The organism is Bradyrhizobium sp. 2TAF24 (assembly GCF_052115025.1).
GTDB lineage: Bacteria > Pseudomonadota > Alphaproteobacteria > Rhizobiales > Xanthobacteraceae > Bradyrhizobium_A.
Genome location: NZ_JBFRFW010000008.1, coordinates 19988 through 34351 on the forward strand (window position 1 = coordinate 19988; position 14364 = coordinate 34351).

A 14364-nucleotide genomic window follows, 5' to 3' on the forward strand; every position below is an offset into this window, starting at 1 on the left:
CCCGCTCACGACCGCGCCCCCCGCGACAAGGCGTAGCCGAGGAAGCCGTTGGGAATGAACAGGATGGCGAGCAGCGCCACCGTCGACACGATGAAGGTGGCAAGCTCGCCCGTCGGCCGCAGGAATTCGCCGGCGACGATCAGGAAGATGGCACCGAGAGCGGCGCCGAGCACCGTGCGCCGGCCGCCGAGCACAGCGGCGACGATCACCTGGACACCGACGGCGACATCCACCACCGTCCCCACGGACGCGGTGCCGAAGTAGAACACCAGCAGCGCCCCCGACAGCCCGGAGAAGAACGCGCTGACAATGAACGCGGCGAGCTTGTGCTTGACGATGTTGAAGCCGAGCGCGCCGGCCTGCACCGGATCCTGGCCGCTGGCCTGCAGGATCAAGCCGACCGGCGAGCGCGACAGGCCGTAGAGGATGGCGGCGCTCACCGCCATGAAGCCGAGCGCGATCCAGTAGTTGATGTCGGCGCTGATGGTGATGACGTCGGGGATGGTCAAGCCGATCTCGCCGCCGGTGAGATCGGCGAACACGACGATGAAGTTCTGCAGCATCAGCACCGCCACCAGCGTCGTGAGGCCGAAATACGGGCCGCGCACCCGCAGTGCCGGCAGCGCCAGGACGAGACCTGCGATCACCGAGGCCATCGCGCCGAGGACGATGCAGAGATAAACCGACCAGCCATACTGGTTGTTGACGATGCCCGCCGTATAGGCCCCCACCCCGATCAGGAAGGTCGGGCCGAAATTGACCTCACCGGCGAAGCCGAACAACAGGTCCCAGGCCATCGCGAACACGCCGAAATAGTAGGCGACGGTCAAGAGCCCCAGCACATAGCCGGAGACGTAGAGCGGCAGCGTCGCGGCAAGCACGACAACCACGAGGCCGATCCACAGCGGCCGCGATCGCAGAATATCCCCCATGCTCACCGCCTCCCGAGCAGGCCTTGCGGCCGGACATACATGACCGCAACCAGCAGCAGCAGCGCGGGAATGGTGCGATACGCCGGCGAGATCACGTAGGCGGTGAACGTCTCGAGATAGCCGACCACGAGCGCGGCGATCAGCGAGCCGGACACGCTGCCGAGGCCACCGAGCACGACGATGGAGAACGCGCTCGCCGTCAGCGGGCCGACGCTGTAGGAGCTGACGCCGAGGAACATGCCGAGCAGCACGCCGGCGATGCCGGCAAGAACGCCGTAGATGCTCCACACCACGATGTAGACATTGGTCAGCTCGAAGCCGAGCAGCGTCACCCCGCGCGGATTCATCGACGCCGCCAGCACCACCTTGCCGGTGCGGGTACGGTTGACCAGGAACCAGAGCAGCGCGATCACCAGGCAGCAGACCAGCGCCGTGAAGATCTCGTTGCGCGGCGTGCGGACGCCGACGATGCTGACCACGCCCTCGACGATCGGCAGCACCGTCTTGGCGTTGTTGGTGAAGAAATAGGCGATCAGCTCCTGGATCATGATCCCCCACAGCAGCGTACCGGTGAGGACGAAGATTTCCTTCTCCTCGTTGGGGATCTTGCGCGAGCGCTGGATCGGCTGCACCACCGCGAAATAGGTGATGAGCGCGGCGACCAGCGCGACGCCGACGCCCATCAGCGCGCCGGAGTAGGTGTCGAGATGCAGCACGCTGCCGGCGGCCCACGCCGCCACCGCCGCCAGCACCATGATGGCGCCGTGGGACAGGTTGAGGACGCCGGACACGCCGAAGATGAGGGTGAACCCGGTGGCGCCGAGCGCATAGAGCGCGCTGACGGCGAAACCGTCGATCAGGATCTGAAGGGCAAGCATCAGGAAACGCCGCGGCCAAGGAGGCCGTCACTGGAGGAAAACAGCACGGTGCTCCCGGAGGGCTCCGGAAGCACCGTTGTCGGCATCGTCAGTTGCTGGTGACCTTGATGAAGCTCGGGAACTTGAGCTGTCCCTTCGCGACCTCCTTCGGCCACACGCTGACCTGCCTGCCGTCCTGCCACTGCAGCATCAGCCCGGTGATCAGCCCCTTGCCGTACTTGATCGAATGGGTGAACTGGTCGTCCTTGCCATAGAACTGAACACGGCCGATGGTGCCGATCCAGTCGGTCTTCTCGAGCGCGGCGACCAGCGGATCGGCATCCGTGGTGCCCGCTCGCTTGACCGCGTCGGCGATGAAATAGACCTCGTCGTAGGCTGTGTATCCGGCATAGGACGGGTAATTGCCGAACTTCGCCCTGAAGCCTTCCGCGAACGGCAGGGACTTCGGCGTCACCGCGACGTCGGGCCCGGACACGCCCTGATAGAGCACGCCATTCGCCGCATCATTGGTGTCCTTGCCGAAGGTGCTGTTGGTGGCCTGGGAGCTGATGCCCAGCATCGGGATCGGCACCTGCTGGTTCTTCCACTGCACCGTGGGCTGCACGCCGACATGGGAGATGCCGGTGATGATCACGTCCGGCTTGACGCCCTCGATCTTGTTGAAGATCGGCGTGAAGTCGGTGGTGTCCGGCGAGAAGCGGATGTGGTCGAGCACCTTCAGGCCGATCTTCGGCAGGCACTCCTCGTAACCGATGTCGAGCGGCTTGGTCCAGGCGGCGTCCTCGCTCATGATCACCGCGGTCTTCATCTTCTTGTCGTCGACCAGCAGTTCCTTGGCCGCGTCGCACACCGACAGCGCCAGCGCCGCCGAGGTCAGGTAGCCATGAAAGGTGTACTTGTTCTTTTCATAGTCCTTGTGGACGCTGAGACTGATCTCGTTGGATGCGGCGCCAGGGGTGATGAACGGCGTCTTCAGCCGCGATGCCCAGGGCTCGAGCGCCAGCACCACTTCGCTGATATAGCTGGCGATCACCACATTGACCTTGTCCTCGTTGACCGCGCGCTGGAACGCGCGGACCGAGTCCGCCGACGAGCTGTGATTGTCGTAGGTGATGATCTCGATCTTGCGGCCGTCGACGCCGCCCTTGGCGTTGATTTCGTCCGCCGCCAGCTGTGCCGCCTGCGGGATCGAGGCGCCGGCGATGGCCTGCGCTTCCGCGATCACGCCGATCTTGATGGGGTCCGCGGCATGCGCGGGACCGGCGCCGAGAGCTGCGGAGAAGCCGAGGGACAGGCCCAGGGCCGTGGTCAGGAAAACGGATCGCAACGATCCCGGACCGCGCCGGGAGATCTTATCGTCCATGGTCGCTTCCTCTCTCGCTCAACAAGGCTTGTTGGTCAGCCTCTTGGGATGCCAGTGTAACCACCGCAGCGATCCCGGCAAGACGAAGCACGCGGTCATCTGCTTCACGATCTCGAAAACGTCACGCAGGCTGCCGCGTTCAGCCAATGCGCCGTTCGTCGATGTCGGTTTTGGAACTGGTGCACCGTGATGGCGCAGTGCGGTATGACACCGCCTCGGTCAACCTGCTTGAAGGCTAGCAGTAGCGTGACAGGCCGAGATCGGCCGTCTCGATCTCCGGCGACCGGCCGCTGACAAGGTCGGCAACCACGCGCCCCGATCCACAAGCCATGGTCCAGCCCAGCGTGCCATGGCCGGTGTTGAGCACGAGGTTGCGGATCGGCGTGCGGCCGAGCACCGGCGTGCCGTCGGGCGTCATCGGACGCAGACCCGACCAGAATGTTGCGGCCGCGAGATTTCCACTCGCCGGAAACAGATCGTTGACCGACTGCTCGAGGGTGCCGCGACGCTCGGCCGGTAGATCGTTGGTGAAGCCGGACACCTCCGCCATGCCGCCCACCCGGATACGATCGCCGAGGCGCGTGATCGCCACCTTGTAGGTCTCGTCCATCACCGTCGATTCCGGCGCCCGCGTAGCATCGACAATCGGAATCGTGATGGAATAGCCCTTCACCGGATAGACCGGCACACGCAGGCCAAGTGCGCGCACCACCCTCGGCGTGAAGCTACCCAGCGCGATCACATAGGTGTCGGCGGTGATCACGCCCTCGCTGGTCTGCACGCCGACGATCTCGGCCCCCTTGCGGGTGATCTCCCGGATGGTGACGCCATAGCGGAAATCGACGCCAAGGCGCCCGGCAAGCTCGGCGAGCTGTCCGGTGAACTTGTAGCAGTCCCCGGTCTCGTCGTCGGGCAGGCGTAGCCCGCCCTTGATCAAGCCCTGCACATGGGTCAGCGCCGGCTCGGCGGCGACGCAGCCGGCGGGATCGAGCACCTCGAAACGCACGCCGTCGCGGCGCAGCACCTCGATATCCTTGGCTGCGGCATCGACCTGCTTGTGGGTGCGGAACAGCTGCAGTGTGCCCTGCTGCCGCTCGTCGTAGCGGATGCCGGTATCCTCACGCAGCGCGATAAGCTGCTCGCGGCTGTACTCCGCGAGCCGCATCATCCGCCGCTTGTTCACGGCGTAGCGCTCGGGCGTGCAGTTGCGCAGTGTGCTGAGCAGCCACGCCAGCATGGCGGGATCGGGCTTCGGCCGCAGGATCAGCGGCGCGTGCTCCATGAACAGCCACTTCAGTGCCTTCATCGGCACGTCCGGGGCTGCCCAGGGCGAGGCATAGCCAGGAGAAATTTCGCCGGCATTGGCGAAGCTGGTCTCCAGCGCCGGTCCCGCCTGGCGATCCACCACCGTGACCGCATGGCCAGCCCTGGCGAGGTAGTAGGCCGACGTTACTCCGATAACGCCGCTGCCCAGCACTGCGACTTTCATGTCACCCTCGTTCGCCGGAGTGCGGGGCGCGACCTGTGCGCCCACGCACCACGGGCCGACGGCCCGTTCCGTCAGTCCGCCGTGGCGCGGGCGAACTCCACATAGATCTCCCGCAGCCGCGCCGCGACCGGCCCCGGCTTGCCGCCGCCGACCGCCTGGCCGTCGATCCTGACCACCGGCTGCACGAAGCTCGAGGCGCTGGTGATGAAGGCTTCCTTGGCGGCCAGCGCCTCGGCGACGGTGAACGGCCGCTCCTCGATCCGCAGCTGGCGCTCGGCAGCGAGCGCGATGACGGCCTTGCGGGTGCAGCCCGGCAGGATGGCGTTGGAGTTCTGCCGGGTCACCAGCACGTCGTCCTGCGTCAGGATGAAGGCCGACGACGAGCCGCCCTCGGTGACGGCGCCGTCCTCGATCATCCACGCCTCCTGGCAGCCGGCTTCGGCCGCCGCCTGCTTGGCCAGGACCTGCGCCAGCAGGGCCACGCTCTTGATGTCACGCCGCTCCCAGCGGATATCCGGCACGGTCTTCACCGCAATGCCGGTCTTGGCCGCCGGGGCATTGATGATGTCCTTCACCGTGGTGAACATCACCAGCGTCGGCGTCACTTCCTTGGGGAACGGGAAGTCGCGCTCGGCGGCGCCGCGCGTCACCTGCAGGTAGACGAGGCCGTCGACAAGATTGTTGCGCGCAATCAGCTCCTTCTGGATCGCCTTGATGCGGTCGAGCGTCTCCGGCAGCGGCAGCGCGATCTCGCCGACCGAGCGCTGCAGCCGCAAAAGATGCGAATCGTTGTCGACCAGCTTGCCGCCCAGCACCGCCGAGACCTCATAGATGCCATCGGCGAACAGGAACCCGCGGTCGAGGATCGAGACCTTCGCCTCTTCCAGGGGTACGAACGAACCGTTGACGTAAGCGATGCGACTCAAAGCGATATCTCCTCGACGATAGACGGGCCCACAGCATGCGGCCGCAGACCGTTATGAACCTTCAATGCGACAAGATCTTGGACAGGAAGTTCTGGGCGCGGTCGCTGCGCGGCTTGCCGAAGAAATCCTCGGTACTTGCGTCTTCGACGATCTCTCCCCGATCCATGAACACCACGCGCTGGGCGACCTTGCGCGCGAACCCCATCTCGTGCGTCACCACCATCATGGTCATGCCCTCGCGGGCGAGCTGCACCATGACGTCCAGCACCTCGCTGATCATCTCCGGGTCGAGCGCCGAGGTCGGCTCGTCGAACAGCATGGCAATCGGGTTCATCGCCAACGCCCGGGCGATCGCCACCCGCTGCTGCTGGCCGCCGGAGAGCTGTGCCGGGAACTTCTCGGCATGAGCCTTCAGGCCGACCCGGTCGAGCAACGCCATGCCCCTGGTAACGGCCTCATCGTGCTTGCGGCCCAGCACCTTCTGCTGCGCAAGACAGAGATTGTCGATGATCTTGAGATGGGGAAACAGCTCGAAGTGCTGGAACACCATGCCGACCCGTGAGCGCAGCTTGGGCAGGTCGGTCTTCGGATCGTTGACCTTGATGCCGTCGATCGTGATGTCGCCCTGCTGGAAAGGCTCCAATGCGTTGACGCACTTGATCAGGGTGGATTTGCCCGATCCCGACGGGCCGCACACCACCACCACCTCACCCTTGGCGACACTGGTGGTGCAGTCCTTCAGCACCTGAAAGCTGGTGCCGTACCATTTGCTGACGTTGCTGATCTCGATCATGAAGGATCCGTTACTGAGCAAAGCTGATGCGCGCCTGCAACCGCCTGACGCCGGTCGACGCGATGAACGAAATGGCGAAGTAGACCACCGCCGCGAACAGGTACATCTCGACCAGACGCCCGTCACGTTGCGCGACCTTGCTGGCGGCGCCAAGGAAATCCGGGATCGAGAGCACGTAGACCAGCGAGGTGTCCTGGAACAGCACGATGGTCTGGGTCAGCAGCACCGGCAGCATCTTGCGAAAGGCCTGCGGCAGCACGACGTAGCGCATGGTCTGGGCGTAGGTCAGGCCGAGCGCCTGCGCCGCCGCCGGCTGTCCGCGGGAGATCGACTGGATGCCGGCGCGCATGATCTCGGAGAAATACGCGGCCTCGAACATGATGAAGGTCACGAGCGAGGACGTAAACGCGCCGACATGCACCGGGCGCGACGCCCCGGTCAGCCACTGGCCGATATAGGGCACCAGGAAGTAGAACCAGAAGATCACCAGCACCAGCGGCAGCGACCGCATCAGATCGACATAAAGTCCGGCGATGCGCCCGAGCAGCCTGAGGTTCGACAGCCGCATCAAGGCGATCAGGGTGCCGAACACCAGCCCGCCGAGTGCCGAGAGCGCGGTCAGCGTCAGCGTGAAGGTCATGCCGTCGAGGAACAGATAGCCAAGCGAGCGGCGGATGACGTCAAAGTCGAAATTCGCGAACATGACGCCTCCTACTTGCCGGTGATGTAGCCGGGGATCGCCACCCCGCGCTCGACGAAACGCATGGCGACGACGACCACGATATTGACGATCAGGTAGAGGATGGTCGCGGCGGTGAATGCCTCGAACACCTGAAACGAAAATTCCTGCATGGCGCGGGCTTGTCCCGTGAGCTCGATCAGCCCGATGGTGATCGCCACCGAGGAGTTCTTGATGGTGTTGAGGAACTCCGACGTCAACGGCGGCAGGATGATGCGGAACGCCATCGGCAGCAGGATGTAGCGATAGGTCTGCAGCGTCGTGAGGCCAAGCGCCGTTCCTGCCATGCGCTGGCCGCGCGGCAGCGCGCTGATGCCGGCGGCGAGCTGCACCGCGACGCGCGCCGACATGAACAGGCCGAGACCGATCACCGCATTGTAGAATGGCGCGTTGGGGAACTGCTTCAGCCACAACCCCCACGCCCGTGGCAGCAGTTCCGGCAGCACGAAGAACCACAGGAACAACTGCACCAGCAGCGGCATATTCCGGAACAGTTCGATATAGGCGAAGCTGATCCGCTGCGCCGCCTTCGACGGCAGCGTGCGCATCACGCCGACGATCGAGCCGAAGACCAGCGCCAGAATCCAGGCACACAGCGCCGTTTCGATGGTCAGCACGAGGCCGGACAGCAGCATGTCCAGGTAGGTGCCGGTCCCGCTCGGCGACGGGTCCCAGAATATCGACCAATTCCAATGATAGTTCACGTTCGGTCCCCCGACCTCCGGATCATATCGGACACCCGCGCCGCCAGCTGATGCCGCGGCGCGGGCCGTCGCGTGCGGTTACTTCGGCAGATAAGCGTCCGGATCCGGCGAATCCGACGGCTCGGCAAACGCCCTCTTCTGCTCCGGTCCCATCGGCACGTTGAGGTTCAGTCCCTTGGGCGGGATCTTCTGCGTGAACCACTTGTCATAGAGCTTGGCGCCTTCCGGGCTCTTGTAGAACGCAGCGGTGGCGTCATCCGCCACCTTCTTGAAGGCCGGATCGTCCTTGCGCACCATGATGCCATAGGGCTCTGGCTTGGAGAACGCGTCCTTCGAGATCACGTAGGCGTCGGGATCCTTGGAGCCGGCGGCGAGACTCGCCAGCAGGATGTCATCCATCACGAACGCCACCGCGCGGTCGGTCTCGACCATCAGGAAGGCTTCCGCATGGTCCTTGGCCGGAACGATGTTGATGCCCAGACCACGCGCAGCATTGACCTCGTTGAGCTGCTTGATGTTGGTCGTGCCCGAGGTCGACACCACCGTCTTGCCCTTGAGATCCGCAATGCTGTTGAGGTTGCTGGACTTCTTGGAGACGAAGCGGCTCGCGGTGAGATAATGGGTGTTGGTGAACGACACCTGCTTCTGGCGCTCGGCATTGTTGGTGGTCGAGCCGCATTCGAGGTCGATGGTGCCGTTGGCCATCAGCGGGATACGGGTCGCCGAGGTCACCGGATTGAGCTTGACCTCGAGCTTGTCGAGCTTGAGCTCCTTCTTCACCGCATCGACGATGCGGTAGCAGATATCCATGGCGAAGCCGACCGGCTTCTGGTTGTCGTCGAGATAGGAAAACGGAATCGACGAGTCGCGATAGCCGATCGTGATCGCGCCGGTGTCCTTGATGTTCTTCAGTGTGCCGGTGAGCTGCTGGGCTGCGGCCGTGCCGGCGCAAAGCGCCAGTGCCCCGATCGTTGCGCCGATAACTGCGTAGCTTTTCATGCGTCCTCTCCTCCTCACAAACTCTGGCCTCGGTGTTTGGCCGCTAGCCGGCGAGCCGGGTGACCGCGGGCGAAAGCCCGTCTTCACCTGTCCCGTCGGGAACGGCGTGATGCTTGCATAATTCGGACCAGAATAGGTTCAATGCCCTGCGATCATTGCGCCGGTCGCGAAAGGCGATCAGCGACAGCGGCACCGCCCAGGTCTCACCGCCGAGCGGCACGAGGCCCTTGCGGCCGGCCGCGGCAACCGTGCTCTCCGGCAGCCAGGCGACGCCGCGGCCGGCGAAAGCCATGTCGCGCAGCACGTCGGACATGTCGCTCTCGATGACCCGCTGGCCGCACACCGGCTCGCTCTCCAGGGCAAGATCGACAAGACGGGCAAAATAGACGCCCGCAGAATACATCAGCAGCGGCACCGGCCGGTCAGGTCGGCCCGGCAGTGCGAGACTGCCGTTCGCCGCGAGGCGCTGGCTGGCATAGGGCCGCAGGAATTCGTGGCCGAGCGTCACGCGCTCAAAACGCGCGGGATCGAGTTCGATCGGCTGCTGCGCGTTATGATAGCAGATCATCAGGTCGGCATTGTCCGACATCACCGCGGTGACCAGGTCATGGATGTTGCCGACCACGACCGAGCAGCTCAAACGCTTGTCCTGCGACCAGGTCGGCCACCAATGCGGCAAGCGGGCTGTCGCCAGCGCGAACGGCAGTGCAATGCGGATGTTCTCGTTGCGCCGCACTGGCCCGCCGGCAAGCTCGGCACGCGCGTCGAGCATCTGCCGCAGCAATTCGCCGGCGTGCTCGCGAAACTGTTCACCCTGGGGCGTGAGCTTCGTCGGGAACACACCGCGGTCGATCAGGTCGAAACCGAGCCACGCCTCCAGCGCCTTGATGCGCCGGCTGAAGGCCGCCTGCGAGACATTTCTCCGCTCCGCGGCGCGGGTAAAATTCCCGGTCTCCGCGACCATCAGGAAATCCTGAAGCCAGCGCAATTCCATCCATCGCCCCCTCCCGTCCCCCCGCCCGGCTTTCCGCCGTTGTCGTGTGCTGGGCCGGATCTTCTTGCGGCGCCTATCTACCGAACCGACATGATCCCATGCCAATGCAAATTTTGCACCGGTCCGGGTATCATAGCCCGAATTGGCGGGAGGCCGCCATTGGTCCTTGGTGTGAATCCGCGGGACGGCGCCGAGCGCCCCAACGAGGCGTTTCCCCTCAACCGGCCAGGGCGTCCGGCCGCTTGACCTCGATCTCGACAAAGGCGATCGGATGCGCGGAACCGTTCATGACGTCGTGTTCCACCCCCGCCAGCCGCCGGTAAGACTGGCCGGCGACCAGCGCCACATCGGTCACTGCGGCACCATCGTGAAGGCGCAGCACGCCGTCGGTGAGCATGATCACGAAATAAGGCCAGCCATGGCGATGCCATCCGGTCACGGCGCCGGGAGCGAAATCCCAGCGCGTGATCCGGACGACGTCATCGTCCTGCTGAACAGTGGGAATAGCCGGGGTCGTGCACTGAAACGCCATCGCAAAGCCCCGTGTTATCGCCTCACGCCGGCATGATGCGCCGGCGACGGGCAGACTTCTGCTCGACCACCACCACCCGCGGACCACGGCGCGCGCCGACGCCCTCGATGATCTGCCGAACCGGCTCCGCCGCAGTCCGGACCCTCGTCTTGAGGACCTCGGCGCGGACCTGATCGAGCGGCATGCCCATCAGCGCCGCCGCGATCTCGGCCTGCTGTTCGCGGTCGTCCGTGATCCCGGCGGCGGCATAGATCGCCTCCTCCAGGGTCGGCAGGTCGACCTTCAGCCGCCGCGAACCGTACTTCGTATTCCAGGTGGTCGTCAAAACGCTCTCCAAATCGTCCCGGCACCATAGGCGCGAGGGTTGCGCCGCACTTTGTGCACTGCACACACCGATCACGACATAATCGCATTTGCCTCCGGAGGCGAGGACGAAATTCGGGCATGTTGCCTCAGGTCCTCGCCTCTTCCTTGCTAGGCCGCTTCGATCAGGACGACGACATCTCCGGCCCGCAGGGTCTGGCCCGGCCGGATCCGGACTTTCGCGACCCTGCCGCCGACCGGCGCGGGGACGCCGATCTCCATCTTCATCGATTCGATGATCGCGAGGGTCTCGCCGGCCGTGACAGTCGCGCCTTCCTCGACAAGGATCTTCCAGACGTTACCAGGCACCTCCGAGAACGCGCCGGTCGTACCTTCCGGAACCTCCTCCGCTGTGGCCGCTGCCGCAACATCGTCGCGGACCTCGTCGATGGCGAGTGCCTTCCAGCGACCGCGCTCGGCTTCGAACGCCGCCTGCTGGCGCGCCTTGAACGCAGCAATGCCGTCGTGCTCGGCTGCGAGACCCTTCACATGATCGGCATAGGAGAACTCGGTCTCCTCGATCCTCAGCGGATACGCGCCGTGCGGAAATGCTTCGCGCGCCTCCAGCAATTCGTCGGCGTCAACCGGAAAGAACCTGATCTGGTCGAAGAACCGCAGCAACCACGGATGCCCCGGCGTGAACACCGGCGTCGTGCGCCAGCTGTTCCACACCTGGATGGTGCGGCCGAATAGCTGATAGCCACCCGGCCCTTCCATGCCGTAGATGCACATGTAGGCACCGCCGATGCCCACCGCGTTCTCCGGCGTCCAGGTCCGCGCCGGGTTGTACTTGGTCGTGACCAGGCGATGGCGCGGATCGAGCGGGGTCGCCACCGGCGCGCCGAGATAGACGTCGCCGAGGCCAAGCACCAGATAACTCGCGTCGAACACGATGCGGCGCACCTCGTCCTCGCTGTCGAGGCCGTTGATGCGGCGAATGAACTCGATGTTCGACGGACACCATGGCGCGTCGGGGCGCACCAGCTCCTGGTACTTTTGCATCGCCAGCACCGCTGCGGGATCGTTCCACGACAGCGGCAGATGGATGATCCGGCTTGGCACGGTCATCGCATCCACCGCCGGCAGGTCGCGCTCGAGCGCGCACAGCACGTCGAGCAAACGCTGGCGCGACAGCACTGTGCCGTCATAGTGTACCTGCAGCGAGCGGATGCCCGGCGTGAGATCGACAAGTCCAGGCAACCGCGCCTGCTCAATCGCCTGCGCCAACGCGTGGACCCGCAGCCGAAGGCCGATGTCGAGCTCCATCGGCCCGTATTCGACCAGCAGGTTATCGTCACCCGCGCGGCGGTAGACCACCGGCACCGCCGCGTCGTCGTCGCGGCCGATGATCGCCGCGCCGAGTTCGGGCGCGGCGCGCGCAACCAGCGGCCCGGCCACAGGATCGTCCCGCCGCTGCGCGACGAAGCGCACGGTGTCGCCGGGGCGCAGTTGCCCGATCTTCCACAGCTCGTCGCGCGCGACGACCGCCGGACAGACGAAGCCGCCGAGGCTCGGACCGTCCGGGCCAAGAATGATCGGCATGTCACCGGTGAAATCGATCGCACCAATCGCATAGGCGTTGTCGTGGATGTTCGACGGATGCAGCCCCGCCTCCCCACCATCCGCCCGCGCCCAGGCCGGCTTCGGCCCGATCAGCCGCACTCCGGTTCGCGCGCTGTTGAAGTGCACCTCGTAGGTCGCGGCGAACAGCGTTTCGATGTCGGCATCGAGGAAGAAGTCCGGAGCGCCGTGGGGACCATAGATGACGCCGATGCGCCACACCCGCGTCAGCTCGGGAATCTCCGCGTCCGCCGGAATCCGCGACGGATGCGGCGGCTCGTCGCCGGCCATGTGCAAGACATCGCCGGCCTTCAGCACGCCGGTGGCATGGCCGCCGAAGGCCCCCAGCGCGAACACCGCCCGCGAGCCGAGGAACTGGGGCGCGGCAAAGCCGCCGCGCAGCGCGAGATAGCAGCGCTGGCCGGCCCCTTCGATTGCCCCGATCGCCAGCACCTGACCGGCTCGCACCACGACCGGCTGGTGATGGTCGATCGGGTCTCCGTCGAGCGTCGCACGCATGCGCGCCCCCGCCAGCGCGATGACCGCGTCCGCATTGAAGCGCAGTGTCGGACCATTGACGGTCAATTCCAGCGCCGCAGTCGTCTCGGCATTGCCGACGATGGCGTTGGCAAGACGGAACGAGCGCTCGTCCATCGGGCCGCTCGGCGGCACCCCGACATGCCACAGATGCAGGCGCCCCGGCAGCTCCTGCAACCCGGACTGCGCACCCGGCGCCAGCACGTCGATGGTGTGCGGCACGAAGGACAACATGCCGAGCACGCTGGTCGCGACCCGGCCGCTCTGGAATGGCTCTGCTGCAACCACGGTGCGCAGGTATTCGAGATTGGTCTCGATCCCGGCGACCGTCGTGGCCTGCAACGCCTGCTGCAGGCGGGCGATGGCGTCGGCCCGGGTGTCGCCGGCGACGATCAGCTTGGCCAGCATCGGATCGTAGAACGGCGTGACCTCGACGCCGGTCTCGATCCAGCCATCGACCCGCACATGGCCGGGAAACCTCACCTCGGTCAGCCGGCCTGCACTGGGGCGGAAGCCTGCGGCGGGGTTCTCGGCATAGAGCCGCACCTCGATCGCCGCACCATACGGCGCCAGCGGCGGCAAGCCGGCGAGCACGTCCTCGCCGGCAGCCTGGCGCACCATCCATTCCACGAGGTCGACGCCGAACACCGCCTCGGTGATGGGATGCTCGACCTGTAGGCGGGTGTTCACTTCGAGGAAATAGAAGTCCGCCCGCGCGACGTCATAGATGAACTCGACCGTGCCGGCGGATTCATAGGCGACGCGTTGCCCGAGCGCGACCGCGGCGGCATGCAGCCGTCGCCGCACCGCGTCACTCAGGCCCGGTGCCGGCGTCTCTTCCACGACCTTCTGGTTGCGGCGCTGCAGCGAGCAGTCGCGCTCGCCCAAGGCCACCACACCGCCTTTGCCGTTGCCGAAAATCTGCACCTCGATGTGCCGCGCCTCGGCAACGAAGCGCTCGAGATAGACGCGGGCGTCGCCAAAGCTCGCCCGCGCGGTGCGCTGCACGGTCGCGAACCGCTCGCGAAGCGCCGCCTCGTCGTGGCAGAGCTGCATGCCGATGCCGCCGCCACCGGCCGTGCTCTTCAGCATCACCGGAAAGCCGATCCGCACAGCGGCTGCGACCGCCTCCTCCACGGTGTCGAGCAGATCCGATCCCGGCAACAGCGGCACGCCGGCCTCCATCGCGATTGCGCGCGCCCGGTGCTTGAGGCCGAAGGCGTCGAGATGCTCGGGACGCGGTCCGATGAAGCGGATACCGTGGCCTGCGAGCGTCTCGGCGAGGCGCCGGTTCTCCGACAGGAAGCCGTAGCCGGGGTGCACGGCCTCGGCGCCGGTCTGCAGGCAGGCGGCGACGATCGCATCGACATCGAGATAGCTTTCGGCCGCCGGCGCAGGACCGATGCGGACGGCCTCGTCGGCGTCCAGCACCGGCCGTGTGAAACGATCGGCGTCAGAATAGACCGCGACGGAGGCAATCCCCATCCGGCGCAGCGTCCGGCCGATTCGCCCGGCGATCTCGCCGCGGTTGGCCATCAGAACCTTGCGGAACATG

Annotated in this window: 13 protein-coding genes; all 13 read right to left on the reverse strand. The window is 65.7% G+C overall.

Annotated features, from left to right (window positions below; all coding sequences use genetic code 11):
* Positions 1 to 5: 5 nt before the first annotated feature.
* The 13 genes from AB4Z37_RS14090 to uca all read right to left on the reverse strand — a co-directional run bounded on the left by AB4Z37_RS14090 (position 6) and on the right by uca (position 14363).
* A complete protein-coding gene (locus AB4Z37_RS14090; RefSeq protein ID WP_441517361.1) occupies positions 6 to 932 on the reverse strand; it encodes a branched-chain amino acid ABC transporter permease in 927 nt (308 codons plus the stop codon).
* Positions 933 to 934: 2 nt separating this feature from the next.
* Positions 935 to 1810, reverse strand: a complete 876-nt coding sequence (locus AB4Z37_RS14095; protein ID WP_441517362.1) for a branched-chain amino acid ABC transporter permease — start codon at positions 1808 to 1810, stop codon at positions 935 to 937.
* 88 nt (positions 1811 to 1898) lie between these two features.
* Positions 1899 to 3173, reverse strand: a complete 1275-nt coding sequence (locus tag AB4Z37_RS14100; RefSeq protein ID WP_441517363.1) for an ABC transporter substrate-binding protein — start codon at positions 3171 to 3173, stop codon at positions 1899 to 1901.
* 235 nt (positions 3174 to 3408) lie between these two features.
* Entirely contained in the window at positions 3409 to 4662 is a 1254-nt protein-coding gene (locus AB4Z37_RS14105; RefSeq protein ID WP_441517364.1) for a D-amino acid dehydrogenase, read from the reverse strand.
* A 71-nt stretch (positions 4663 to 4733) separates the two neighbouring features.
* Entirely contained in the window at positions 4734 to 5588 is an 855-nt protein-coding gene (locus AB4Z37_RS14110; RefSeq protein ID WP_441517365.1) for a D-amino-acid transaminase, read from the reverse strand.
* Between the two features lie 61 nt (positions 5589 to 5649).
* Complete coding sequence (locus AB4Z37_RS14115) at positions 5650 to 6381, reverse strand: amino acid ABC transporter ATP-binding protein (protein WP_441517366.1); 732 nt, start codon at positions 6379 to 6381, stop codon at positions 5650 to 5652.
* Between the two features lie 10 nt (positions 6382 to 6391).
* A complete protein-coding gene (locus AB4Z37_RS14120) occupies positions 6392 to 7084 on the reverse strand; it encodes an amino acid ABC transporter permease (protein WP_441517367.1) in 693 nt (230 codons plus the stop codon).
* 8 nt (positions 7085 to 7092) lie between these two features.
* Positions 7093 to 7824, reverse strand: coding sequence for an amino acid ABC transporter permease (locus AB4Z37_RS14125; RefSeq protein WP_441517368.1), 732 nt, complete (start codon positions 7822 to 7824; stop codon positions 7093 to 7095).
* 78 nt (positions 7825 to 7902) lie between these two features.
* Positions 7903 to 8823 carry an amino acid ABC transporter substrate-binding protein gene (locus AB4Z37_RS14130; RefSeq protein ID WP_441517369.1) on the reverse strand — a complete coding sequence of 307 codons (921 nt, stop codon included), beginning with the start codon at positions 8821 to 8823 and terminating at the stop codon, positions 7903 to 7905.
* Positions 8824 to 8866: 43 nt separating this feature from the next.
* Positions 8867 to 9817 (reverse strand): LysR family transcriptional regulator, encoded by a 951-nt coding sequence (locus tag AB4Z37_RS14135; RefSeq protein ID WP_441517370.1) that lies wholly within the window; start codon positions 9815 to 9817, stop codon positions 8867 to 8869.
* Between the two features lie 217 nt (positions 9818 to 10034).
* A complete protein-coding gene (locus tag AB4Z37_RS14140; RefSeq protein ID WP_441517371.1) occupies positions 10035 to 10349 on the reverse strand; it encodes a cupin domain-containing protein in 315 nt (104 codons plus the stop codon).
* Between the two features lie 22 nt (positions 10350 to 10371).
* Positions 10372 to 10674 carry a hypothetical protein gene (locus AB4Z37_RS14145; protein ID WP_441517372.1) on the reverse strand — a complete coding sequence of 101 codons (303 nt, stop codon included), beginning with the start codon at positions 10672 to 10674 and terminating at the stop codon, positions 10372 to 10374.
* Positions 10675 to 10823: 149 nt separating this feature from the next.
* Positions 10824 to 14363: an urea carboxylase gene (gene uca, locus AB4Z37_RS14150; RefSeq protein WP_441517373.1), complete on the reverse strand. Its 3540-nt coding sequence runs from the start codon at positions 14361 to 14363 to the stop codon at positions 10824 to 10826.
* Between the last annotated feature and the right edge of the window lies 1 nt (position 14364).